We start from the raw sequence: 22,113 nt of genomic DNA, 5'->3' as shown, positions 1-22,113 counted from the left end.
GTCGGCGTAGCATGGCCGATCGTGCACAAGCGATCTGCGGCGCACGGACCCGACGGGCACACCCCACGCTCGAGGAAGAAGCACACGTAGCGATGGCACTGGAGATCGGCTCACTCGCGCCGGACTTCGAGCTCCCGAACCAGTTCGGCGAGCACGTCCGACTCAGCGACTTCCGCGGCAACCGCCCGGTCGCACTCGTCTTCTTCCCGCTGGCGTTCTCGTCCGGCTGCACGAACGAGCTCTGCACCCTGCAGGACAACATCACGATGTTCCAGGACCAGCGCATCGAGCTCCTCGGCATCTCGGTCGACTCGAAGGCGACGCTCCGGTCGTTCGCCGAGACGAACGGCTACGACTTCGAGCTGCTCGCCGACTTCTGGCCGCACGGCGCGGTCTCGAAGGAGTACGGCGTGTTCCTCGAGAAGAAGGGCTTCGCCACGCGCGCGACCTTCGTCATCGACGTGCAGGGTCGGATCAAGGCCTCGATCATCACCGAGCCCGGCCTGCAGCGGGACGTCGCCGAGTACAAGGCGGCCCTCGACCGGCTCGCCGCCTGCTCGGCACCCGTCCCCGTCGGCTAGCGTTCCGAACCCCTCCTGACGGACGCGTCCGCGTCGACGGTCGGACAGGAGGCCCGGTGCACGCCATCGACACCGACCCACGTGGTCACGGCGTCGCCGCTGATGCGTACGCCCCGTACCCGGTGCGCGTCACGCCCGGCGCCTGGGGGCTGACCCGCACGGTCGTGGAGGCCCCGACCGGGCCCGTCGTGGTGCACCACCGCGCCGGCCCGGACCCCGTCCTGCTGCTGCACGGCGTCGCCGGCTCCTGGTCGACGTGGACGCCGCTGCTGCAGGCCGCACAGGGTGTCGGCGTCCGCGGGCTGGTGCTCGTGGACCTGCCGGGCTGGGGGTCCTCGCCGGCTCCGGACGGTCCGCTCGACCTCGACGTCGTCGCCGAGGCGCTGACCACCGTCCTCGACACGCTCGGGGTGCACCGCGTGGACGTCGTCGGGCACTCGCTGGGGGCGTTCGTCGGCATGCACCTCGCCGTCGTGGCGCCCGAGCGTGTCCGCTCCGTCGGCCTCGTGTCCGGCACCACGGTCGCGACCGCCGCCGCCGCCCGTCACCCGCTGCGGGGGCTCCGGACCCTGCCGGCGTTCACGCTCCTGCGCGCAGGACTCACCGTCACCGGTGAGGCCGCTGGGCGCATGCTCCGCGGACTCGCGCGGGTCGGGCTGCTGCCGCTCGTCGCCGCGCCGGTCTTCACGCACGTGCGCCGGCTCGACGCGAGTGTCCTCGACGCCTTCGTCGAGGAGCTCCGGCCGACCCGCTTCACCGACGCGGCGCGGGCGGCGGGCGAGTACGACCTCCAGCGCTGGCGGTCGGTGTCCTGTCCGGTCACCGCCATCGCCGGGCGCGACGACGTGTTCGCGCGGGTCTCGGACCTGGAGGCCCTGCGGGAGATCGTGCCGCAGGTCCGGACGGTGCTGCTCGACGACTGCGGGCACTTCGCCCACGTCGAGCACCCTGCCGCGGTCGCCAGGACACTCGCCCTCGTCTGACCCGCATTGCATGCGTGTGCATCTGGCGACAGACCACGAGTCGTTCGACACGTGGATCGTCGGAACCTGCACCCGCACGGACTGCCCGCCGGGCGGCCCTCGTCAGGTGTGGACGGGGAACGTCGCCGCGACGCGGGAGCGCACCTCGGTGACGACGGCCTCGCGCATCGTCGGGGAGAACAGCGCGTGGTCGCCGTCCTCGACGCGGACGACGGACACCGAGCCGCGACGGTCGTCACCGGGCCAGCGCCGGACGGCCTTCTGCCCGCCGAGCCGGTCGAACAGGGCTGCGTCCTCGGGAGCGACGATCACGACGACGTCGGTGCCGTGCTCGACGAGCGGGCGGACGTGGCCGACGACCCCGCCCATCCGGTCGCGACGGGCGATCCGGTCGCGGACGGCCTTCGGTACGAACCGGTTGTACCGCTCGCGCACCCACATCCGGGCGGGCGACGGGGCGTCGACAGCCCGGACCCCGTCGGCGTACGAGCCGGGCTCGGCCGGGACGCGACGGTAGTCGTTCGGGCTGATCTCGACGACCAGGCGCGGGGCCTCCTCGACGGCGCGGCCCGCGACCCAGGCGCCGGCGCACATGCCGACGAGCACGAGCCGGTCCGAGGGCGTGGCGAGGGCGGTGACGACGGCGGACTGGTCCTCGACCCACTCCTGCGCGAACAGGAAGCTCCGCTCGTCCTCGTGCACGCCGGTGCTCTCGCCGGTGGCACGGCGGTCGACCCGGACGACCCGGGCGCCGTCGCGGGCGAGGGCGCGGGCGAGTTCGACCTGGTAGTCGGTGGCGCCCACCCGGTGCTCGGCGCCGCCGCTGTGGAGCACGACGACGGGGGCGTCGTGGTGCTGGGCGGACGAGACGGTCTCGATCCCGAACAGCCCCTGATCGCCGAGGTGGACGATCCGCTCCGACACGCGGCCGTCGACGTCGAGGACCTCGTCGAGGACGGGCACGCGGACGGGCACCGCCGTCTCGGGTGCCCAGGTGTCGAGCCAGGCGACGACGGTGTCGACGGCGGCTCCGGGGATGCGGGCGTGGATGCTCGTGCCGTCGAGGAGCTCGGCGTTGCCCGTGACCTCGGTCACGTCGACGCCACCGAGGGCCTTCGGCGGCCGGGCACCCGGACGGACGAGCGCGACGGTGGGCCCGGTGCGCGCAGCGAAGGCGAGGTCCGAGAGTGCGGCGGCCTCGTCCGGCTCGACGTCGAACCCGATCAGGCTCTCGACGCCGTCGACCACGCGGTCGGCACCGATCGTGATGGTCGCGAGGGCGCGCTGCCGACGGAGCCACCCCTTGCCCGATGCCGGGGCGTCCCAGACGACGAGGCCGTCGGTGTCAGCGGCCGCGTTCGCCGCGACGAGGGCGGCCGAGGCCAACCCGACGAAGGCGACGTGCTGCACCCCCGTCGAGCGGAGCACGGCGGCGGCGTGGCGCGCGGACCGGACCTGCGCGTCCGGTGTGGTGTCGGGGGCGCCGTCACCACGTCCCGACGGGTCGTAGCGCACCGAGGCGATGCCACGGGCCTCCAGGCGGTCGGCCAGCAGACGGAGCGTGCGGTACGCGATGACGCCCTCCTGCCCGAGCGGCGGGCAGATGACGACGCCGGCGCGCGCGGCGGCGTCGGGGAGCTGGACCGCGGCGCGGATCGCCGGCGATCCGGACCAGCCGTGCAGCGTGGTCACAGGGCGAGGGCGGCGCGGGCGGACGCCGGCCAGGCGTCGAGGTCCGTGCCGTGGGCGGCGAACAGGGCGATGGTGATGCGCTCCAGGCCGAACGCGATGCAGGCGCTGTGCGCGACCTGTCCGTCCTCGGTGCGGAGGCCGAACGAGGTGCCGAAGTGGTCCTCGTGCAGGTTCGCGGAGCTGATCGCGGTGGCGTCGTGGTCGGGTCCGTAGACCTTCGTCACGAACTCGAACTTGAGCGCCTGCTCGACCTGGTTGCGGGCGAGCATCTGCCCGACGCGGCCGAAGAAGGGGTCGTTCGCGGGGACGACGTCGATCTCGAGCCCGAACGACTCGAGCAGCGCGCGCATCACCGGGATGCTGCCGTCCCGGTGGGCCGCCGCGGACGCGGAGGTGCCGACGTGCACGAACTCGTGCATGTGGAAGGCCTGCAGGCGCATCGGGTCGAGCGAGGGCTCACGGCGGAAGGAGTCGCCGAGGACGTCGAAGGCCCGGCCCTGCTGGGGCACGGTGTCGCCGATCAGGCCGTAGACCGGGTGGCAGACGGCGGGGGTGAGCATGAGGTCGGCCGGCTCGAGGAACCCCTCCCAGCGCTCACCGCGCTCACGGGCGGCGAGCAGTGCGCGGTGGGTGCGGTCGTCGCCGGTGAACCCGGAGATCGACGCGGCGAGGTCCGGGAACGACGCGATGTAGTCGGTGCGCTCGAACGACGCGAGCGGCTCGACCGGCGGGAAGCGCAGCACCTCGGCGCCGAGGTGCTGCTGGCTCCGCACCGCTGCGGCGTCGACCGCGGCGTAAACGCGCTCGAAGACCCCGGTGCGCCCGTAGAGGCCGGGCGTGCCGAGGTCGAGGAGGACGCCGTCGGTGAGCAGGCGGGCGCGGAGGGCGGCGCGTGCGGCGTCGAGTGCGGCGGCGGTGTCCGCGGTGGTGGTGTCCGTGATGGTCACAGGATCACTCCCGTCATGATGGCCAGGTCGGCGTCGTTCTTGAGGAGACGGTCGTTGCTCACCATGACGGCGGCACCGTGGGCGTCTCGGAGGTGTCGGGCGATGCTCATCGGACCCGAGGCGGCGTAGCCCGCGATCCCGACGATGCGCAGCGCCTTCGTGACGATGTCGGTGACGCGCTCGGACGCACCGATCTTCAGGGCGTTCGCGGCGAGGGCGTACGCGCTCGAGGCCAGCACGTCCGGGTCGTCGGCGGCGGCGTCGAACCGTTCGGCGGCGTGGCGCACCGAGTCGGCCAGGGCCTGCAGGTCGACCAGGAGCTCGGCCAGCCGGAGGGCACCGGGCGGGGTCGTCCCGACGGCGGCGCGGGCCTGCTTGCGGACGGCGCTGCGGGCACGTTCGGCGGACGATACCGCGATGCCGAGCCAGACCGAGGCCCAGAGCACGTGCGACACCGGCAGGACGGTCTGGGCGGAGATCGTGGCGTAGTCGTCGCGGAACACCCGGTCGGTCGTCGTCTCGGTGTCGAGGATCCACCCGTTGCTGCACGTGCCGCGGAGCCCCATGGTGTCCCAGGTGGACGTCTGCGACAGGACCATCGTGTCGGTGCGGCAGATGAGCAGTCGCTGGTCCGACGCCGGGGCGTCCGGGTCGCGGCGGGCGGTGACGAACACCGCGTCGGCCTCGGTGGCGTACGAGATCACCGGCGCGTCCTTGCGCAGGCGGATCCGGCCGTCGTCGGTGGGCTCGATGGAACAGGTGGAACGCCGGGCGTCGCCGCCGACGCCGCGCTCGGTGGTGGCCGATGCGACGAGCGCCCCGTCACGGACGGCCCCGATGGTCTCGAGCACGCCGGCACCGTCGCCGCCGTGCCGCCAGAGCGCCATGACCTGGCCCTGGTGCATCGCGAACACCATGCCGGTCGCGGCACAGGCCCGGCCGAGTTCGGTCGCGATCGTGGAGAGCTCGGACACGGAGGCACCCTCGCCACCGTGCTCGGTCGGCACCGCTGCCGCGAGCAGGCCGTACTCCCGCATCGCGGCGATGGCCTCGCGCGGGGGCCGGGCGTCGCGGTCGACCTCGTCGGCGAACTGTGCGGCGACCTCGGCCACCGCGCTCGCACGCTCGGCGAAGCGGTCGATGACCGACGGTGCGGGCAGGACCAGGGTCACGAGGCGAGCTCCGCGGCGGCGGTGATCGACTCGACGCTCGCGAAGGTGGACCGGTTCAGCACGGAGTCGGGGAACTCGACGTCGAGGTCCGACTCCACCGCGAGCATCACGTTGACGGTGGCGTGCGAGGTCAGGCCGAGGGCGTAGAGGTCGGCGATCGACGCGACGTCCCACGCGTCGACCGTCAGCCGGCCGTGCTCGGCGAGGGCGCGACGGACGGCCCGGTCGGTGGCCGGGTCGGCGATCGTCGCGGTGGTGCTGGAGGGGTTCGGGTCCTGTTCCATGACGGCAACCATAAAGAGGAACGGCCCTCGGGAAACCGCCGTGCGGGTGCGGGAAACCGCACCCCTGTCCGGAGCACCGGGTCAGCGCTCCGAGAGGGCCACCGCCGTCGCCACCGCGAGCCCCCGTTCGTGTGCCAACGAGACCGCGATCGGGCCGCACCCGATCGACTCCGCCAGGGCCGCGGCCGCCCCGGACAGCTCGACGGTCGGGGCCCCGCCGGCATCGAGCACGACGGCGACGTCACGCAGCGGGATCGCCTGGTCCGGAGCCGGCCGCAGCAGCTTCACGACGGCCTCCTTGCCCGCGAACCGGGCAGCGAGCCGCTCCGGGTCGTCGCCGGTGTCGGTGCGCTCCCGAAGGGTGAACACCCGGTCCAGGTACCGCTCGCCGTGCGCCGTCACGGCGTCGACGACGTCCTCGACCGCGGCGAGGTCGGTGCCGGTGCGGATGGTCATCACGAGGAGCAGGCTACGCACGAGTTCTCCACAGCGCATTCCCCGAGGGGCATGGGGCGCCGAGGGGATTCGTATGATCGTCGCCAGGGACCACCGAGGGGGAACGATGGCATCACCGTGGACGGGCATCATCGAGGACGCGCGGCACTACCCGTCGCCGCACAACTCGCAACCGATCGTCGTGCGCGTCGAGGACGACCGCACCGCGACCGTGTTCTACGACCTGCGACGGGGGTTGCCGGCGGAGTCGTTCGGCATCCCGTTCGGGCACGTCTGCGCCGGGGTGTTCCTGGCCGGGCTCGACGTGGTGGCACGGGCGCACGGGTTCACCGTGCAGGAACGGCTCGACCACGCCGAGATGGACTTCGGTCGGCTCAGCGCGGGTCCGGGTGACGACGGTCCGGGGCACGACGGGACGGCGGACGACCACCTGCACCGGCTGGGCACGGTGACGTTGCGTCCGCACGTGGTCACCGCGGACGACCGGGAGGCCCTGGCCGGCTTCCTCGCACGGCGCACCTCGCGCAGGCCCTACGACGCGACGCTCGTCGACACCGACGCGATCGAGGCCGCGTCCGACATCGCGTCGGCAGCCGGGCAGCGCTTCCGGACCACCGACGACCGGGCCACCGTCGACGAGATCGTGCGCGTCAACCAGGAGACCCTGTTCGACGACCTGCAGCACGACGCCGTGCACCACGAGATCCTGCACTGGCTGCGGTTCTCGAAGCGACAGGCAGCGGCCACCGGCGACGGGCTGTCCGCCGAGACGATGCTCATGCCCGGCCCGGTGCTCCGGTTCGCCATGGAGCACCGCGGACTCTGGCAGGCCCCGGGCATCGGCGGGGTCTTCCGCAGGGTGTACCTGTCCACCATGCGGGGCGTCCGACAGCTCGCCTGGCTCGAGGGACCGTTCAGCACCCCGGCCGAGTACGTCGAAGCCGGACGGGTCTTCATGCGCATCTGGCTCGAGTTCTCCGCACGCGGCATCGCCGTGCACCCCTTCGGGACCGTGATCACCAACCCGCGGTCACACGCCGCGTTCGTGGAACGCGCGGGCGTCGACGAGTCCGACGGGCGGATGGCCTGGATGCTGTTCCGCTTCGGACACAGCGACCCGCCACCCCTGGCACACCGCCGACCCGCAGCAGCGATGACCGTCGGGCGGACCCGGTGAAGCGCGCCGCGGTGTTCTCGGTGGTGAGGATCGTCGAGACCTTCGTCGCGCTGTTCATGCCCCGCGTCGGCACCCACAAGCTCCTGCTCACACCGGGCATCGAGCCGCTCCGCTGGACCCTCGGACGCTGGCGCGCATGGCGAACCGCGGAACGGGCTGCGAAGCGGGTCCCCGCGTACCGCGCGTTCCTGGCGGAGTCCGGACGCGCCTCCCGGCTCGACACCCGTGGCGGGATCGCCGCGGCGATCTCGGGACTCCCCGAGATGGACAAGGACTCCTACGTCAAGCGCTGGAGCATCCCCGAGCGCTGCATCGACGGACGCCTGCCCCGACGCGGAGTCGTCGTCGACGAGTCCAGCGGGTCGAGCGGCACCCCGACCAGCTGGGTGCGCGGCCCCGACGAACGCCAGGCCACCCGACAGCTGCTGCAGCTCGGGTTCTCCCGCACCGCGAAGGACCTGTCGAAGCAGCCCTTCGTGCTCAACGCCTTCTCGCTCGGGGCATGGGCCACCGGGATGAACGTGACCGCCTCGCTCACCGAGTCCTCCATGATCAAGTCGATCGGCCCGGACCGCGACAAGATCGTGCAGACGATGCGCGAGTTCGGCACCGACTTCACCTACATCATCTGCAGCTACCCACCGTTCCTGAAGGCCCTGTTCGAGGACGACCGGCTCGACTGGAGCCGGTACACGATCGTCGCCGCGTTCGGGGGCGAGGGCATCAGCGAGAACATGCGCGCCCACATCGAGCAGTACGCGCAGGCCGTGCTCGGCTCCTACGGGGCGAGCGACCTCGAGATCAACCTCGGCATCGAGACACCGTTCAGCGTGCAGCTGCGCCGGGCGATCGCCGCGTCACCGGAACTCTCCGCCGCCCTGACCAAGCAGGGCGAGTACGGGGTGCTGCCGATGGTCTTCCAGTTCAACCCGTTCGGCTACCTGATCGAGACGAACGACCTCGGCGAACTCGTCGTCACCATCGCCCGCTCCGAGAACATCAGCCCACGCATCCGCTACAACATCCACGACCGCGGACACGTGGTGCGGATGAAGGAGCTGCGGTCCGTGCTGCGGGCGACCGGACACGCGGCGCTCGCCGCCGAGGCCGAGCTCGACCTGCCGTTGCTGTTCCACTACGGCCGGTCCGACCTGTCGGTCGACTACAACGGGGCCGTCGTCGCACCCGACGTGGTGCGGGACGTCGTGTACGGCGACCCGGAGCTGCTCGAGGCCGTCGAGAACCACCGGCTGATCAGCTACGAGGACGACCGCGGTGACCGGCAGCTGCACATCGCGTTCCAGCTCGCCTCGGGTGCTGGCGGGTTCGACGCGGATGCCGCCCGGGGTGAGGTGATCGCGGAGCTGCGCCGGCTGAACAAGGACTTCTCGAACGCGATCCGCACGGCGCCGCCCGGCACGCTGCCGACGGTGGCGTTCTACCCGTACCGGACGGGGCCGTTCCGCGAGGACGGCAAGAAGCTCAAGAACGAGTACGTGTGGCAGCTGCCGGCCGGGTCGGTCGCGCAGTGGGACCTCGACCTGTCGTGGGTCGCGGCGAAGGAGGCCTGAGCCGAGCCGGTTCCGGCGCTAGTCGTACTGGGGCGGCCAGTCGAAGGGCGCCGGCAGGTGCGGGACCTCGCCGACGGTCGTGACGACGAGGACGATCTGGCGCAGGTCCGTCAGCTCGATCGAGCGCGGGTTGCCGATCCGCCGGTGCCCGTCGACCCACACCGTCAGTTCGCCGCGCAGGCCACCGACGTGCTCCGGACCGAGCGAGACGCCCCACTCGTCGAAGAACTGCCCGAGCGTGAACGTCTGCTCCGTCGGCGACTCGACGTGCACGATGCCCGACGTGTCGTGCGTGTGGATCTCCGCGGCGAACTTCCGGCTGTCCGAGTGCCCGACGTTCGCGGGGACGGTCACCGGTTCGTCGCCGTCCAGGATCGTCAGGTGCGTGTGCACGTGCTCGGCGAGTCGTTCGCCCCAGACGTTCCGGAGCCCGGCGGAATCCGCGCGACCCGTCAGGTCGGTGGGGCGTGGCCAGGGCGGAGCGTCGTGGGCGGTGACCTGTCCGGGTGCGGCACACCCGGACACCAGCAGGAGTGCGGCCGCCGTGACCGCGACGCTCCGCAGGTTCACCAGCGTTCGTGGACGCTCGCGCGGAACCAGGTGTCGTACAGGTCGTGCACGGTGGCGTCCAGTCCCTCGATCGGCGGCAGGTCGCCGGCTGCGGCGTTCGACCGGGCCTGCTCCGGATTGCGGGCGCCGGGGATCGCCGCGGTGACGCCGTCCTGCGCGATGATCCACGCGAGCGCCGCCTGCGGGACCGAGACGGCGTCCGGCAGGGACGCCGCGAAGGTCTGCGCGGCGCGCACCCCGTCGTCGTAGTCGACGCCGCTGAAGGTCTCGCCCTGGTCGAAGGCCTCGCCGTGGCGGTTGTAGTTGCGGTGGTCGCCCTCGGCGAACGACGTGTCGGTCGTGTACTTGCCGGAGAGCAGCCCCGAGGCCAACGGGACGCGCGCGAGGATGCCGACCCCGGCCTCCAGGGCCGCCGGCAGCACGCGGTCGAGCGGCTTGAGCCGGAACGCGTTGAGGATGATCTGGACGCTCGCGACGCCGGGCCGGGCGATCGCCGTGAGCGCCTGGTCGGCGGTCTCGACGCTGACGCCGTAGGCGGCGACCGAGCCGTCGGCGACCAGCGCGTCGAGGGCGTCGTAGACGGCGTCGTCCTCGTAGACCGGGGTCGGCGGGCAGTGCAGCTGCACGAGGTCGAGGGTGTCCTGCCCGAGGTTGCGGCGCGAGCGGTCCACCCACTCGCGGAAGTTCGCGGCGACGTAGTTCTCGGGGACCTGGTCGGCGCGACGGCCCATCTTCGTGGTGATGGTCAGCGGCACGTCGGGGTTCGCGGCACGCCACGCGCCGATGAGCTGCTCGCTCCGGCCGTCGCCGTAGACGTCGGCGGTGTCGAACAGGGTGACGCCCGACTCGACGGAGGCGTCCATCACGGCGTTCGCGTCGGCTTCGGAGACGGGGCCCCAGTCACCGCCGAACTGCCAGGTGCCGAGACCGATGGGGGAGACGGAGCGGCCGGTGCGGCCGAGGGTGCGACTCTGCATGGGTCCGAGCGTAGTCAGGCGCGCGCGGGCGGGGTTCAGCCGGGCGGGGTTCAGCCGAGCGGGGTTCAGCCGATCGTGGAGACGCCGCGGCGCAGGAGCGCTCGCGCCGCCCGGGCGCGGGGGATGACCCACACGGCTGCCCACAGGGCCATCGCGCTCCACAGCAGGATGAGCATCGTCGTGATGAGCGTGCCGTGCTGGTCGCGCATCGACCAGGTCATCGCGATCCACAGCACGCCGAGGACGACCTTGCCCCAGCCGGCGCCTTCACGGTCGGCTTGGGCCTGGACGAGCGGGATCCACTGGTCCGCCGGGACGCCCGCGGGGACCTCGCCCTCGGCGATCCACTCGCGCACCGCGATCGAGCGTTCGTAGCCGCCCTCGGCGCGCCAGGCGCGGCGCTGCAGGACGACGGCGATCGCGGCACCAGCGACGGCGGTCGGGATGCCGACCGAGACCAGGACGGCGGTGGTCGCCTCGGTCCACGAGGACAGGACCAGCATGACCAGGACGACGGCGAAGGCCGCGCCCGTCACACCCGCACCGAGCAGGCGGAGCCGCCCGGCTTCGTCGAGGACACCGACTCCGACACCGTTCACGGGGGAGAGCGTACCTGCGGTGATCGGGGGCCGGGTGCGTTCGTCAGCCCAGTGCCAGCAACCAGCACATGCCTGCGGCGGCGAAGGCCATCGCCCAGCTCACCAGGCTGCCGATCAGGAAGTACTCGGCCTGGTACCCGGTCGTCTCGCGGCGGATCTCGGGGAAGCGGACGATCCCCTTCGCGGCGATCAGCGCGGCGACGACGGGGAAGGCGCCGGCCAGCGAGAACCCGGCCAACAGCAGGCGCTCGATCGGGCCGATCATGCGTCCGCCCTTGAGGGTGACCGTGCCGTCCGTGTCCGTGTCCGTGTCCGTGTCCGTGTCCGTGTCGGCGTCTGCGTTCCCGTCGGCTCCGCCTGCCCGGGTGGTGCGGCGCCAGCCGAAGCGCTTCCGGCGGGTCGGTTCGGCCGCCACCGCGCCGGGCCGTGCGTCGGGCGACAGCCCCGGCGGCAGCGCCTGGGCGACGACCACGTTGGCCGAGTCGACCAGGAACAGTGCGGAGCCGATGCCGGCGACGAGCGCCGCGAGCGGGACCGCCCCGACGAACGCCTGGCCGGCGTCACGGTGCCAGTCGACCACGAAGCCGGACGCGTCGGCAGTCGGCGCCCCGAGCAGCAGCACGGCGACGGCGACCGCGAGCAGGACGGCCGGCCAGGACCCGGAGCGGCGGAGCCAGGGGAGTGTCCGAGCGCCACTGCCGGGTGCGCCCCCGGACCGCACCGGGATCGTGGTCGCGACCCACAGGGCTGCGAGGACGACCGTGACCAGCACCGACCAGACCGCGAGGCCGAGGCCGAGCACCGCCACAGCCGTCACGGCGGCCCAGAGCAGGACGATCACCGTGGTGGTCAGCACGCGCCGTGGTGCCGCGTCGGTCCCGGTCCGTGCGCGGACGACGTCGGCGAGCCCGACGAGGGTCAGGAGGACTCCGGCGAGCATCAGCGGCCCCCGTCCCCGAGGACGCGCAGGCCCTCGACCAGGGCGGCGACGCCCGACTTCTGCACGGACTGGGACACCGCCGACGGGGTGATCCCCTCGTCCGCGGCGATCTGCGCCTGCGTGCGGCCCTGGACCAGACCGAGTGCGATCCGGCGCGCGCGGGGTGCGAGTCGCGAGACGACGTGGTCGCGGCTGAGGAAGTAGGCGTTCACGAGTCGCTCCGTCGTTCCGTGGCGGTCGTCGGCGTCGTGGTACCAGGACCGCAGGAACGCGGTCCGGCCGTCCTCGCGCCGGTGGGTCTCGTTGATGGCGTCCCGCGCCGACCACCAGCCCGGACCGTCCTGCAGCGGCCCGGCGCCGCCGGTGCCGATCGTCCGGACCTGCCCCCGGCCGATGCCGAGGCGGATCTGCACGGTCGGGGGGAGTGCGAGGGTCGCGGCCGTCGTCGCCACGAGGGCGTCGGTGAGCGTGCCGTAGATGACCTGGAACTCGTCGCCGACGGTGGCGCGCAGGGGATCGAGCGCGGTGACCTCAGCGGTACTGTCGAACGCGCGCTCCACGTCGTGCTGGGCTGCGGAGCGGTCCTCGAGCGTGCGGGAGTCGACCAGGTCGACGATCACGGCGATCACGGGCTCGGACTGCATTGGTTAAGCGTAGAGCTTCATATCGTCGAAAGTAAGTCTGGGGCTAAACCTCATCGGCCGCCGTGACGCTCTAGGATCGTCGTGAGGGCCTTTAGCTCAGCTGGTAGAGCGCCACGTTTACACCGTGGATGTCGTCGGTTCGATCCCGGCAGGGCCCACCGAGAAGACCCGGGTTCAGCGCGTGGCCGGTCCGCCACCGGGACCGGCCGACGATCCGTCAGTCGCTGAGGGGGCGCGGCCAGTCGGCTTCGAGGTCGCCGCCGGCTCGTTGATCCTCGATGTGCTTGCCGTGCCGGTGGACAGCAGGATCAGCGCGCGCGCCGTTGCCGAGCCGGCCTCGCAGCCGTAGACGACGAGCTGCAGGCCGGGTGACCCCTGGACGGCGAAGGTGTGGGCGTCGAACTCCAGCCGCCCGACCTCCCCGTGCTCGAACCGCTTCGCGGTGGTCGTCTTGCGCTGTACCCGTTGCGTGCTCCACCGTTCGGCGAACTCCGGGCTGGCGTCGTTCACTTCCGCGACGAGACGAAGGAGGCGCGGGTCGCTCCCGAACTCCGCGCTCGCCGCCCGCAGGCTCGCGACGGTTGCGTCGGCGGCGCGGGCCCAGTCGGCGTGGAAGTGCCGCGCCGTCGGGTCGAGGAAGGTCATCCGCACGAGGTTGTCGAAGCGTCCGAAGGTCGCGTACACCGCACGGGCCAGGGCGTTCGCGGCGACGACCTCGTGCGCGGGGTCGATCACGAACGCGGGGTGTGTCGACCACGAGTCGAGCAGCTGCCCGAGAGCCGGCGTCACCGACGTCGCCACGCGGGGGACTCGCGGCGAAGCAACCAGCCCTGCCAACGAGAACAGGTGGTCGCGCTCGTCGCCCTCGAGTTCGAGCCCGTCGGCGATGCCCTCGAGCACGGCGGCGCCGGGACTCACCTCCCGCCCTTGCTCGAGGCGCGTGTAGTAGTCGACGCTGAGGCCGCCCAGCACGGCGAGTTCCTCGCGGCGGAGCCCGGGCACGCGGCGGACACCTCCGCCTGGCAGTCCGAGCGACTCCGGGGCGAGTCGGCCGCGGACCGCGCGCAGGTACGCGGCGAGGGTGAGGTCGTCGGCGGGCATGGGCACGGGACCAGGGTAGGTGGCAGGAGCTCCGCCTCCCTGGTCCTGCCGCACCCCGGCAGGACAGGGCGATGGTCGGGGGCTGCACGGCGTCGAGGCTCGGAGCATGGACACCAGCAGCGCACCCCAACCCGTTCACCCATACCTCGGCCTCTGGGTCACCGCCGATGGCCGGATCCGCCACGAGCTGCGGCCCGACGGCCGCTACGTGGAGGCCCGAGGTGACCGTGAGGCGGCCTACGTGGGCACCTACGAGGTCGACGGAGACCACATCGACTACCGAGACGACACCGGCTTCACCGCGGACGGCGACTTCAGGGACGACGTCCTGCACCACGCGGGCATGGTGCTGCACCGACGGAAGGTCGTCCTCGTGACGGGCGCCTCGAGTGGCATCGGTCGCGCGACGGCGATCCGCCTCGCCGCGGCCGGCCACCCCGTCGTGCTCGGGGCCCGGCGCACCGACCGGCTCGACGAACTCGTCACCGAGATCGAGGGGGCGGGCGGTACGGCGATGGCAGTGCCGCTCGACGTCACCGCCCTCGCCTCGGTGCAGGAGTTCGCGGCTGCTGCCCGGGCACGCTTCGGGCGGATCGACGTGCTCGTCGCGAACGCCGGCGTGATGCCGTTGTCGCCCCTTGCCGCAGGCCTCGTCGACGAGTGGGACACGATGATCGACGTCAACGTCCGCGGCCTCCTCCACAGCATCGCGGCGACACTGCCCACCATGCTCGCGCAGGGCACGGGCCACGTCGTGACGATAGCGTCCGTCGGCGCCTACGACGTCTCGCCCACGGCTGCCGTCTACTGCGGGACGAAGTTCGCAGCACGGGCGATCACCGAGGGGCTGCGTCAGGAGTCACCGCGTGGAATCCGTGTCACCACCGTGTCGCCCGGAGTCACCGAGTCCGAGCTCGCCGCAACGATCACCGACGCCTCCGCCGCCGCCGCGATGGTCGTCTACCGTGCCGAGTCGATCTCCGCCGACGCGATCGCCCGGGCCGTCTCCTACGCGGTGGCCGAGCGACCCGACGTCGACGTGAACGCGATCGTCGTGCGGCCTGCGGCCCAGCGTTGAGTTGCTCCCCAGTGTCGCCGCGAGCCGCCGGGCGCGGCCCGACGCGTTGCCGTCACCCCGGGAGGGCCATGTCTCGATCGGCGATCGTCATCGAACGCGAGAGGCTCTGCGTGTCTGGTAGGTCAGAGTGATCGCGGCGAGAGCGAGGACGACCGCTGCGGCTGCGGCAAGCCGGCCCACCTGCCGAGCGGCCAGCGCCAACTCGTACTGTCGTTTCGTCAGGACCACATCGGCGCCCTCGGGGGGGGGGGGGGGAGAAGAACACCGGCGCAACCTGGCCGGCCGGTGCCGGACGCCGCGCGAGCGAACGCCCGGCACCGCGGATCACCCCGAGATCTGGTCGAGTTCCCGCACGTCGTCCTCTGACAGCGTGATCGCCGCACCGGCGATGTTCTCGCGCAGGTGCGCCACCGAGGACGTGCCCGGGATGAGCAGCACGTTCGGGGAGCGCTGCAGCAGCCAGGCGAGCGCGACGGACATCGACGTTGCTCCGAGCCGGGCGGCGACCCGTGCGAGTGCCTCGGACTGCAGCGGCGCGAAGCCGCCGAGGGGGAAGAACGGGATGTAGGCGATGCCGTCGGACGCGAGCCGGTCGATGAGTTCGTCGTCCTGGCGGTTCGCCAGGTTGTAGCCGTTCTGCACCGACACGATCGGGGCGATCGTCCGTGCTTCCGCGACCTGGTCGGCAGTCGCGTTGCTCATCCCGAGGTGCCGGACCACCCCCTGCTGCTGCAGGTCGACCAGCGTCTCGAAGGCCTCGGCGATCCGTTCCTCCACGGGTCCCTGCGCGTCACCTGCTCGCAGGTGCACGAGGTCGAGCACGTCGACTCCGAGGGTCTCGAGGTTGTCGTCGATCTGCGCCCGGATCTCGTCCGGCTTCCGGGCGGCCGGCCAGCCGCCCTGCGGGTCCCGTCGCCCGCCCGCCTTGGTCGCGATGAGCAGGTCGGACCGGTAGGGGTGCAAGGCCTCGCGGATCAGGTCGTTCACGACCCGTGGGCCGTACGTCTCGGAAGTGTCGACGTGGGTGATGCCGCTTGCGACTGCTTCGCGGAGGGTCGCGATCGCGCCGTCGTGGTCTTTCGGCGGGCCGACGACCCAGGGGCCGGCGAGTTGCATCGCGCCGTACCCGAACCGGCTGACGACGCGATCGCCGAGTGTCCAGGTGCCGCCGGGGAGTCCCGCGGTGGTGGTGTTGGTCATGGGGTGCCCTTCACGGTCTTGTGGATCTGCGGTACGTGATCCACTCTGGGCAAGCTGCTTCCTGATGGGAAGGAGTTACCCAGAAGTGCGTAGGTACCCGGAGGACGCCATGGCGACGATGACCGCAGCGGAGAAGAAGGCCACGGCGAAGGCGGAGTACAACGCGTTCCTCGCGGCGTGCCCCAGTCAGCAGCTCCTCGGCAGGGTCTCCGGAAAGTGGGTCACCCTGGTGCTGTCCGCACTCGGGAGCGGTCCCGACTGCGACGGCGACCCGCGCCCGATGCGGTACTCCGAGCTCGCGCGGGTGCTCGCCGGGGTGAGCCCGAAGATGTTGACGCAGACGCTCCGGTCCCTCGAGCGCGACGGCCTCGTCGCCCGGACCGCGATCGCGACGGTCCCCGTGTCCGTGACCTACGAGCTCACCGCACTCGGACTGTCGCTGCACGAGACCGTCCGCCAGCTCAAGCGCTGGTCGGAGGCCCACCGTGACGACGTCACCGCGCACCAGGCACGGTTCGACGCCGACGAATGACCCGTGGTCACGTGGTGGCCGCAGTCCTGTGCACCGTAGGCTTCCAGGCGGACCGACCGGTGCACGGGGCGCACGGTGTGATCCGAGGGGGAACCACATGTCCATCACATCCAGGATCACCACCGCGGGGACGGCGACCGTGATCGTCGTGCTCGCACTCTCCGGCTGCGCCGGAACCGGCACCACGGCACCGGGGACGGAGCGGGCCGCAACGCAGTCGCCGGCGCCGACACAAGCGCCGACACAGGCACCGACGGAGACGCCGACCGCGCCAGCCACCGCCGACTCCGCCACGAAGGACCTCACGTTCGAGGACGGCGACGCGCTCTCGGCGAGCATGCTGCCCGCGTTCGGGCTCCAGGTCTCGGCGCTCGACGGCTGGGAGCAGACCGGCGAGGACCCGACCACCGGGTCGCGGGAGTACACGAACGCAGAGGGCTCCGTGGCGACGATCACGCAGCAGCGGCTCACCGACCTCGACCCGACGATCGGGGACCGTGCAGCCACCGAGCAGCTGTTCACGGCCGCGGGGCTGCCGGCCGACCGGCTCGAGGAGCAGCTCCTGCCGACGATCACCGGCGGGACCGCGCAGTTCCTGTCGATCGCCGGGCACAACACGGACGGGTCCTGGTCGGCGACCGTGGCGCGGGCGTTCGCCAAGCCCGGCGCAGCACTCATCGTGAAGGTCCGGACGACCTCGCAGGATGCGCTCCGTCCCGACCTGCACGACATCCTGGTCAACGCGCAGGTGGTCGTCGCCTGACGGAGCAGGAGACGGAAGACGACACGGACCGGAGGCCCGGTGCCAGCTGGCACCGGGCCTCCAGTCCGTGTCGTGCCGACCCCGGGACGGTGGCCGGCCTGTCGAGTTCGTCGAGCCGGGCGAGCGGCAGCGTCGATCCGATGTGCTCGCGGGGGTCGCCACGGACGATGACCGCAGCGGGAGCCGCAGCGGATCCCGGTTCGGTCCCCGCGGCGGGTCGCCACACCACGTCGTCCAGGAACTCGACCTCGTCGTCGATGCGGAACCAGCCGCCTTCGAAGCCGTCGACAGCGGCGTCGGGATCGGCGCGGCGCGTGGTCGTGGTCACGTCGGTCATCCCGGCAGCAACCGGGCGCGCATCGGCACCGCCGCTTCGGGGGCCGGTGCTGCACGTCGTGCGCTGGACGGTGCTGATCGGCGTGTCCCTGGCGCGTGGAGATCGCGCCGACGCGGACACCGGTTCGTCGGGAGCGGTACTGTTCCCCTTCGTGAGTGTTCGTCGCCGTGCTTCCCGTGTCGTCTCCATCGGGGTGGTCGCAGCCCTGGCAGCGTCGTTGACCGGGTGCGGCGAGGGAGCCGGCGTCGACAGCGACTACGCGAAGATCTGCCGCGACAACGCGACCGAGAAGCGGTTGCCGGACGACGACTGCAACAACCACGGCGGACACGCCGGCTGGTACTTCCTGCCGCTCTTCGCCAACCGTGCCACCAGGGTCCCCGGTGTGGGGGAAGCGGTCTCCGGCGGCACGAGCGCCCTGCCCGCCGGGAAGACCGCGAAGGCCGGCGTCTCGTCCCGTGGGAGCTCCGTCACCAAGGGTGGCTTCGGCGGAGCCGGCGGACACGGTGGGTTCGGCGGCTGATGGAGCGCATCGAGTTCCCCGAGCGTCCGGACTGGCGGCGCCGGATCCAGCAGACGGGGCTGATCTACTCGCGGTCCGTCCGCGACGACGGCACGCCCGTCGAGTACTGGAACGAGACCGCCGCGTACGTCTTCACGCTGCCGGAGGTCGAGGCGCTCGAGCGGCAGACCGAGGAACTGCACCGGATGTGCCTCGAAGCCGCGCGGTACCTCGCCACCGGCGCCCTCGGCACGCTGGGCCTGACACGAGCCGGGTTCGACCTCGCCGCCTGGTCGCTCGAGCACGAGGAGCCCGACCTGTACGCGCGGTTCGACCTGGCCTACGCCGGGGACGGTTCACCCGCCAAGATGCTCGAGTACAACGGGGACACCCCGACCGGGTTGATCGAGGCATCGGTCACGCAGTGGCACTGGATGCAGGACCGGCTCGCGACCGGCGAACTGTCCGCCGGTACCGACCAGTGGAACGGCATCCACGAGGCGATGGTTGCGCGCTGGCGGACACTGCTGCACGAGTCCCTGCGCGCCGAGGACGGCGGCCGACTGTTCGTGGCGCACTCCGACCTCGACACGGCGGGCGAGGACTGGGACACGGTGGCCTACATGCGCGACCTGGCGGGGGAGGCCGGGTGGGAGCACACCGGCATCGAGATGAAGGACATCGGCTGGCACGCGACGGCCCGTCAGTTCGTCGGCGACCAGGAGCCGGCCGGTTCGTCTCGGAGCGTGTTCACGCTGCCGGGGGACGAGCCGGGGACCCAGTACCCGGTGATCCGCAACCTCTTCAAGCTGTACCCGTGGGAGGACCTCGTCTCCGGGGACGACCGGGCGCAGGGCGACCAGGAGTTCGGCGCCTTCCTGGTCAGCGACCGCGGGCGGCTCGGCCGCTGGTACGAGCCGGCGTGGAAGATGTTCCTGTCGAACAAGCTGCTGCTCGTCGCGCTCTGGCGCTTGTTCCCCGGCCACCCGAACCTGCTGCCGGCCTTCGCGGACGGTCCGAACGGCATGCGCGACTTCGTCGTGAAGCCCGTGTTCGGGCGCGAGGGCGACGGCATCGCGGTGCACCGGGCCGACGGTTCGGTCACGACGAACGGTCGCGAGTACCGGCGCGCCGGCACCGGGGCCGAACGGGTGTGGCAGCAGTACCACGAGCTCCCGGACTTCCCGGGGTCGAACGGGCACAACCACCCGGTGCTCGGGTCGTGGGTCGTCGGCGGCGAGTCCTTCGGCGTCGGCATCCGTGAGTCCGACGGGCCGATCACGGACTACTGGTGCCGGTTCGCCCCGAACGTCATCGCGGTCTGACGCCGGTCAGTCGACGATCTCGCCGCGTTCCTCGGGCGGGAGCGCGACGAGCCGTTCCCGCCACCGGCGCAACGCCTCCGGGGTGAGCCGCGTCCACTGGGTCTCCTCGCCGACCACACGGAGCGGGAGGGCTTCGGCCTGCTGCTGCCATGACGACAGCCGACGAACGGCTCAGCGACCGCGGCCGACCAGAGCCCGCCACCGCGGCTGTTCCGAGACGACGACGGCGATGCAGAGGACCGTGACGGCGATCGCGACCGCTGTCGGCCACACGGCCCAGGCCGCGACGACGGCCCCCACCAGGTGCGCGAGGACCGACCCGATCGTCACCGCTCCGGGTGCCGCGACGGGCGGGTCGCCGCCGGGGCGATCGCCCGGGGTGCCGAAGACCGCGGGCGGCACGACGAGGACCAGGACGGCGGCGATCGCGAGCACCGGCGAGTGGGGCCAGAGCGTCCACGGCACGGCCACCCACGCGACGAGCTCCGCCAGGAACCGCAGGCCGCCACGGAGCGGGTCGTGACCGACGGGCCTCGACGGGCGCGCCGCCGTGGTCACGGTCACGGTGTCGTCGCGGCACGGAACCCGCGATCCAGGAAGTCGACCATCCACGTGGCACTCGCGTCGACGTCCGTGTCCATCTGGAATCCGCCCGATGCCTCGATCGTGGCGAACCCGTGCAGCACGCTGCGGAGCACCCGGAGCGCGTGGACCTCGTCGCCCGGGTCGAGCGGGTAGTCGCGGAGCGCCGCGGCGAAGGACGCCAGGGTGCGGCCGAGTGCGACCGCCAGGGGGTCCTCGGCGCCGGTCGGCCGGATGCTGACGGCCGCCTGGTACCGCGCCGGGTGCTCCTGGACGCTCCGGCGCACGGTCTGCACCGCCGCCTCGAGGGCCCTGCGACCGCTGCGCCCCTGCATGGCGTCGCGGAGTGCGTCGCCGAGCTCGTTCGCGCCGAGGATCGCGATCCTGCGGGTGAGGTCGCCGAGTCCGTCGACGTGCTTGTACAGCGACGGCGCCTTCACCCCGAGGCGGTCGGCGACGACGCTCATGCTCAGCTGGGCCAGGCCGATCTCGTCGGCCAGCGTCGCCGCGGCCTCGGTGACGGTTGCCGGGTCGAGCCCCGCCCTAGGCAACGGGACCTGCGACGGGCAGCGTGCGGGCGAGGAACGGCAGCAGCAGGGTGAGGACCGCAGTCGGGGTCTCGGTGTGGGGGTAGTGGCCGGCACCGTCGATCACGGCGAGTTCCCCGAGGCCGTCCGGCAGGTCGGCGACGATCCGCTCGCCCTCGGCGCGGGGCACGGCCCAATCCGGATCGGCACTGCCCTCGACGACCAGCACGGGGCACCGGACGGCGCCCAGCTGCTCGCCGGCGTCGGCGGGTGAGGTGCGGGTCATGGCACGGAGGACCGCCATCCTTTCCGGCTTCCGCAGGGTCGTTTCGATGCGGCTGCGCTCCGTCGCCCAGTCGGCGGGCTTGGTGGGGACCGCGATGTCGAGGTACGCGAGCCAGCCGGGCAGGCTGCCGTTCGTCATGACCCGCGCGAGCTGGACGGTGCCGGCGCGGTGTCGGCGGTTGCGCAGGAGTCCGCCCAGGTCGACGGACTGCTTGCGCGTGAACGGCGCCAGTTCGACGATGCCCGCCACCAGGTCCGGGGCGGTCGCCGCGGCGATCGTCGCCGCACCTCCGCTGATGGACTGCCCGACGACCACGGCCGGGCCACCGAGGTGACGGGCGACCGCGACGAGGTCGCGTGCGATGTCGGCGCGCTCGTAGCCGGCCCACCCGGTGCTCGAGTCGCCGCACCCGCGGAGGTCGACGTTCGCCACCCGGTAACCGGCCGCGACGAGCTCCGGCACGACGAAGCGGTAGGAGTGGCGGCTGTCGCCCATGCCGTGGGCGAGGACCACGAGCGGCCCTGATCCGGAGAGGTCGTAGGCGATCGTGCCGCCCTCGGTGTCCAGGTGTTCGAGCATGACGTGGCTCCTTCGGCTACGGGTAGTAACTCAAAGGCTAATGGCCGTAGCCAAAAAGTCAAGACCACCTCGTCGGCGGGAACGTGCCGGTCCTGATCACGGTGTTCCTGTTCAGGAGGGCAGGCGGACGGACGTGGATCAGTCGCGGACTCGGATGGTCGCGGCGCCGGACGGCAGGTCGCGCACCGCTTGGACGTCGTCGACGGCGCCGATCGGCACGATCCCCGGGAAGCTGCCGACGTCCGTGTAGTACAGGACGATCGACTGGTCCGGCACGTAGTAGGCGATGGTGCCCACCGGCGCATCGCTCGTGCTCGGGGCGCCGGTGGTGTCGAGCGGCGCGGGGAGCCGAGCGATCTGCTCCTGCCCGCCGTGGTCGGAGAACGTCAGCGTCGCCGGCAGCTGGGCGGCCAGCGCGCGCGCCGTCGCACTCTCGGTCAACCGGCCGGTGAGGGTCTCGCCGTCGAGTTCGATGGTGATGCGCACGGGGTCGGCCTCCGTCGGGGTGGTGATCGTGGGAGCTGTCGTTGCCGACGCAGACGCAGGCGTCTCCGCGTGCTCGACGCCGCTGCACCCGGCGAGCGCCCCCACCACCAGCGCGAGCGGGCTCAGCGCGACCAGCGGACCCAGGGGGGTCCGGCGTCTGGTGCGGATGTGCATCGGGGCTCCCTTCGTTCGTGGACACCACCATCGAAGCTCCACCACCAC

At 72.2% G+C, this 22,113-nt stretch carries 26 protein-coding genes and 1 tRNA gene; 10 read left to right on the top strand and 17 right to left on the bottom strand.

Features of this window, described 5'->3' with window-relative positions:
* Positions 1-92: 92 nt before the first annotated feature.
* Entirely contained in the window at positions 93-581 is a 489-nt protein-coding gene (locus tag DEJ27_RS15775) for a peroxiredoxin (protein WP_110862105.1), read from the top strand.
* Positions 582-637: 56 nt separating this feature from the next.
* Positions 638-1,564 carry an alpha/beta fold hydrolase gene (locus tag DEJ27_RS15770; RefSeq protein WP_181420137.1) on the top strand — a complete coding sequence of 309 codons (927 nt, stop codon included), beginning with the start codon at positions 638-640 and terminating at the stop codon, positions 1,562-1,564.
* Between the two features lie 102 nt (positions 1,565-1,666).
* Here DEJ27_RS15770 and DEJ27_RS15765 read toward each other — a convergent pair whose 3' ends face one another.
* The 5 genes from DEJ27_RS15765 to DEJ27_RS15745 all read right to left on the bottom strand — a co-directional run bounded on the left by DEJ27_RS15765 (position 1,667) and on the right by DEJ27_RS15745 (position 6,115).
* Positions 1,667-3,256 (bottom strand): alpha/beta fold hydrolase, encoded by a 1,590-nt coding sequence (locus DEJ27_RS15765; RefSeq protein WP_110862108.1) that lies wholly within the window; start codon positions 3,254-3,256, stop codon positions 1,667-1,669.
* The gene (locus tag DEJ27_RS15760) at positions 3,253-4,203 is read right to left on the bottom strand and encodes an amino acid--[acyl-carrier-protein] ligase (protein WP_110862110.1); all 951 of its coding nucleotides are present in this window, start codon (positions 4,201-4,203) and stop codon (positions 3,253-3,255) included. The genes DEJ27_RS15765 and DEJ27_RS15760 overlap by 4 nt, the downstream gene beginning before the upstream one ends.
* Positions 4,200-5,375, bottom strand: coding sequence for an acyl-CoA dehydrogenase family protein (locus DEJ27_RS15755; RefSeq protein ID WP_111091398.1), 1,176 nt, complete (start codon positions 5,373-5,375; stop codon positions 4,200-4,202). The genes DEJ27_RS15760 and DEJ27_RS15755 overlap by 4 nt, the downstream gene beginning before the upstream one ends.
* The gene (locus tag DEJ27_RS15750; protein WP_051596691.1) at positions 5,372-5,659 is read right to left on the bottom strand and encodes an acyl carrier protein; all 288 of its coding nucleotides are present in this window, start codon (positions 5,657-5,659) and stop codon (positions 5,372-5,374) included. Before DEJ27_RS15750 ends, DEJ27_RS15755 begins: the two co-directional genes overlap by 4 nt.
* Positions 5,660-5,740: 81 nt before the next feature.
* Entirely contained in the window at positions 5,741-6,115 is a 375-nt protein-coding gene (locus tag DEJ27_RS15745) for a holo-ACP synthase (RefSeq protein ID WP_171907809.1), read from the bottom strand.
* Positions 6,116-6,221: 106 nt separating this feature from the next.
* Between DEJ27_RS15745 and DEJ27_RS15740 the strand changes: the two genes are divergently transcribed.
* Positions 6,222-7,292, top strand: coding sequence for a hypothetical protein (locus DEJ27_RS15740; RefSeq protein WP_110862255.1), 1,071 nt, complete (start codon positions 6,222-6,224; stop codon positions 7,290-7,292).
* Positions 7,289-8,863 (top strand): phenylacetate--CoA ligase family protein, encoded by a 1,575-nt coding sequence (locus DEJ27_RS15735; protein ID WP_258369940.1) that lies wholly within the window; start codon positions 7,289-7,291, stop codon positions 8,861-8,863. Before DEJ27_RS15740 ends, DEJ27_RS15735 begins: the two co-directional genes overlap by 4 nt.
* Positions 8,864-8,881: 18 nt before the next feature.
* Here DEJ27_RS15735 and DEJ27_RS15730 read toward each other — a convergent pair whose 3' ends face one another.
* From DEJ27_RS15730 to DEJ27_RS15710, 5 genes are all read right to left on the bottom strand, one after another.
* Positions 8,882-9,433 (bottom strand): hypothetical protein, encoded by a 552-nt coding sequence (locus DEJ27_RS15730; RefSeq protein ID WP_110862117.1) that lies wholly within the window; start codon positions 9,431-9,433, stop codon positions 8,882-8,884.
* The gene (locus DEJ27_RS15725; protein WP_111091397.1) at positions 9,430-10,410 is read right to left on the bottom strand and encodes an aldo/keto reductase; all 981 of its coding nucleotides are present in this window, start codon (positions 10,408-10,410) and stop codon (positions 9,430-9,432) included. The genes DEJ27_RS15730 and DEJ27_RS15725 overlap by 4 nt, the downstream gene beginning before the upstream one ends.
* A 65-nt stretch (positions 10,411-10,475) precedes the next feature.
* Complete coding sequence (locus tag DEJ27_RS15720) at positions 10,476-11,009, bottom strand: hypothetical protein (protein WP_111091396.1); 534 nt, start codon at positions 11,007-11,009, stop codon at positions 10,476-10,478.
* A 43-nt stretch (positions 11,010-11,052) separates the two neighbouring features.
* Positions 11,053-11,949 carry a hypothetical protein gene (locus DEJ27_RS15715; protein WP_111091395.1) on the bottom strand — a complete coding sequence of 299 codons (897 nt, stop codon included), beginning with the start codon at positions 11,947-11,949 and terminating at the stop codon, positions 11,053-11,055.
* Complete coding sequence (locus tag DEJ27_RS15710) at positions 11,949-12,593, bottom strand: SatD family protein (protein WP_111091394.1); 645 nt, start codon at positions 12,591-12,593, stop codon at positions 11,949-11,951. Before DEJ27_RS15710 ends, DEJ27_RS15715 begins: the two co-directional genes overlap by 1 nt.
* A gap of 85 nt (positions 12,594-12,678) precedes the next feature.
* On the opposite strand from DEJ27_RS15710, the gene DEJ27_RS15705 reads away from it, so the two are divergent.
* A tRNA-Val gene (locus DEJ27_RS15705) sits at positions 12,679-12,751 on the top strand.
* Positions 12,752-12,767: 16 nt separating this feature from the next.
* On the opposite strand, the gene DEJ27_RS15700 is transcribed toward DEJ27_RS15705, so the two are convergent.
* Positions 12,768-13,694, bottom strand: a complete 927-nt coding sequence (locus tag DEJ27_RS15700; RefSeq protein WP_111091393.1) for a helix-turn-helix transcriptional regulator — start codon at positions 13,692-13,694, stop codon at positions 12,768-12,770.
* A 106-nt stretch (positions 13,695-13,800) separates the two neighbouring features.
* Here DEJ27_RS15700 and DEJ27_RS15695 point away from each other — a divergent pair, with 106 nt between their 5' ends.
* The gene (locus DEJ27_RS15695; RefSeq protein ID WP_111091392.1) at positions 13,801-14,772 is read left to right on the top strand and encodes an SDR family NAD(P)-dependent oxidoreductase; all 972 of its coding nucleotides are present in this window, start codon (positions 13,801-13,803) and stop codon (positions 14,770-14,772) included.
* Positions 14,773-15,096: 324 nt separating this feature from the next.
* On the opposite strand, the gene DEJ27_RS15690 is transcribed toward DEJ27_RS15695, so the two are convergent.
* A complete protein-coding gene (locus DEJ27_RS15690) occupies positions 15,097-15,972 on the bottom strand; it encodes an oxidoreductase (RefSeq protein ID WP_111091391.1) in 876 nt (291 codons plus the stop codon).
* 85 nt (positions 15,973-16,057) lie between these two features.
* On the opposite strand from DEJ27_RS15690, the gene DEJ27_RS15685 reads away from it, so the two are divergent.
* Together DEJ27_RS15685 and DEJ27_RS15680 are read left to right on the top strand one after the other, a co-directional pair.
* Positions 16,058-16,504 carry a helix-turn-helix domain-containing protein gene (locus DEJ27_RS15685; RefSeq protein ID WP_258370376.1) on the top strand — a complete coding sequence of 149 codons (447 nt, stop codon included), beginning with the start codon at positions 16,058-16,060 and terminating at the stop codon, positions 16,502-16,504.
* Between the two features lie 97 nt (positions 16,505-16,601).
* A complete protein-coding gene (locus DEJ27_RS15680; protein WP_110862137.1) occupies positions 16,602-17,267 on the top strand; it encodes a hypothetical protein in 666 nt (221 codons plus the stop codon).
* Here the strand turns inward: DEJ27_RS15680 and DEJ27_RS15675 are convergent.
* Entirely contained in the window at positions 17,242-17,595 is a 354-nt protein-coding gene (locus tag DEJ27_RS15675; protein WP_110862139.1) for a hypothetical protein, read from the bottom strand. The genes DEJ27_RS15680 and DEJ27_RS15675 overlap by 26 nt on opposite strands.
* Positions 17,596-17,755: 160 nt before the next feature.
* Here DEJ27_RS15675 and DEJ27_RS15670 point away from each other — a divergent pair, with 160 nt between their 5' ends.
* Together DEJ27_RS15670 and DEJ27_RS15665 are read left to right on the top strand one after the other, a co-directional pair.
* Complete coding sequence (locus DEJ27_RS15670; RefSeq protein ID WP_258369942.1) at positions 17,756-18,127, top strand: tRNA-dihydrouridine synthase; 372 nt, start codon at positions 17,756-17,758, stop codon at positions 18,125-18,127.
* The gene (locus DEJ27_RS15665) at positions 18,127-19,431 is read left to right on the top strand and encodes a glutathionylspermidine synthase family protein (RefSeq protein ID WP_111091388.1); all 1,305 of its coding nucleotides are present in this window, start codon (positions 18,127-18,129) and stop codon (positions 19,429-19,431) included. Before DEJ27_RS15670 ends, DEJ27_RS15665 begins: the two co-directional genes overlap by 1 nt.
* A 171-nt stretch (positions 19,432-19,602) precedes the next feature.
* Here DEJ27_RS15665 and DEJ27_RS15660 read toward each other — a convergent pair whose 3' ends face one another.
* The 4 genes from DEJ27_RS15660 to DEJ27_RS15645 all read right to left on the bottom strand — a co-directional run bounded on the left by DEJ27_RS15660 (position 19,603) and on the right by DEJ27_RS15645 (position 22,065).
* Positions 19,603-19,995 carry a hypothetical protein gene (locus DEJ27_RS15660; protein WP_111091387.1) on the bottom strand — a complete coding sequence of 131 codons (393 nt, stop codon included), beginning with the start codon at positions 19,993-19,995 and terminating at the stop codon, positions 19,603-19,605.
* Complete coding sequence (locus tag DEJ27_RS15655) at positions 19,992-20,564, bottom strand: TetR/AcrR family transcriptional regulator (protein ID WP_111091386.1); 573 nt, start codon at positions 20,562-20,564, stop codon at positions 19,992-19,994. The genes DEJ27_RS15660 and DEJ27_RS15655 overlap by 4 nt, the downstream gene beginning before the upstream one ends.
* Positions 20,557-21,405 (bottom strand): alpha/beta fold hydrolase, encoded by an 849-nt coding sequence (locus DEJ27_RS15650; RefSeq protein WP_110862150.1) that lies wholly within the window; start codon positions 21,403-21,405, stop codon positions 20,557-20,559. The genes DEJ27_RS15655 and DEJ27_RS15650 overlap by 8 nt, the downstream gene beginning before the upstream one ends.
* 138 nt (positions 21,406-21,543) lie before the next feature.
* On the bottom strand, positions 21,544-22,065 hold the full coding sequence (locus DEJ27_RS15645) for a cyclophilin-like fold protein (RefSeq protein WP_111091385.1): 522 nt from the start codon (positions 22,063-22,065) through the stop codon (positions 21,544-21,546).
* Between the last annotated feature and the right edge of the window lie 48 nt (positions 22,066-22,113).

Source organism: Curtobacterium sp. MCPF17_018 (genome assembly GCF_003234135.1).
Taxonomy (GTDB): Bacteria; Actinomycetota; Actinomycetes; order Actinomycetales; family Microbacteriaceae; genus Curtobacterium; species Curtobacterium flaccumfaciens.
The sequence above is the reverse complement of the archived record's forward strand: the minus strand, read 5'-3'. Positions and strand labels throughout refer to the sequence as shown.

What these genes read in the sequence shown, in the direction of transcription:
- DEJ27_RS15695 (WP_111091392.1), top strand. Translation starts at nt 13,801, where the DNA reads ATGGACACCAGCAGCGCACCCCAACCCGTTCACCCATACCTCGGCCTC.
- DEJ27_RS15665 (WP_111091388.1), top strand. Translation starts at nt 18,127, where the DNA reads ATGGAGCGCATCGAGTTCCCCGAGCGTCCGGACTGGCGGCGCCGGATC.
- DEJ27_RS15775 (WP_110862105.1), top strand. Translation starts at nt 93, where the DNA reads ATGGCACTGGAGATCGGCTCACTCGCGCCGGACTTCGAGCTCCCGAAC.
- DEJ27_RS15700 (WP_111091393.1), bottom strand. Translation starts at nt 13,694, where the DNA reads ATGCCCGCCGACGACCTCACCCTCGCCGCGTACCTGCGCGCGGTCCGC.
- DEJ27_RS15725 (WP_111091397.1), bottom strand. Translation starts at nt 10,410, where the DNA reads ATGCAGAGTCGCACCCTCGGCCGCACCGGCCGCTCCGTCTCCCCCATC.
- DEJ27_RS15740 (WP_110862255.1), top strand. Translation starts at nt 6,222, where the DNA reads ATGGCATCACCGTGGACGGGCATCATCGAGGACGCGCGGCACTACCCG.
- DEJ27_RS15645 (WP_111091385.1), bottom strand. Translation starts at nt 22,065, where the DNA reads ATGCACATCCGCACCAGACGCCGGACCCCCCTGGGTCCGCTGGTCGCG.
- DEJ27_RS15745 (WP_171907809.1), bottom strand. Translation starts at nt 6,115, where the DNA reads ATGACCATCCGCACCGGCACCGACCTCGCCGCGGTCGAGGACGTCGTC.
- DEJ27_RS15680 (WP_110862137.1), top strand. Translation starts at nt 16,602, where the DNA reads ATGTCCATCACATCCAGGATCACCACCGCGGGGACGGCGACCGTGATC.
- DEJ27_RS15750 (WP_051596691.1), bottom strand. Translation starts at nt 5,659, where the DNA reads ATGGAACAGGACCCGAACCCCTCCAGCACCACCGCGACGATCGCCGAC.
- DEJ27_RS15715 (WP_111091395.1), bottom strand. Translation starts at nt 11,949, where the DNA reads ATGCTCGCCGGAGTCCTCCTGACCCTCGTCGGGCTCGCCGACGTCGTC.
- DEJ27_RS15710 (WP_111091394.1), bottom strand. Translation starts at nt 12,593, where the DNA reads ATGCAGTCCGAGCCCGTGATCGCCGTGATCGTCGACCTGGTCGACTCC.
- DEJ27_RS15690 (WP_111091391.1), bottom strand. Translation starts at nt 15,972, where the DNA reads ATGACCAACACCACCACCGCGGGACTCCCCGGCGGCACCTGGACACTC.
- DEJ27_RS15650 (WP_110862150.1), bottom strand. Translation starts at nt 21,405, where the DNA reads ATGCTCGAACACCTGGACACCGAGGGCGGCACGATCGCCTACGACCTC.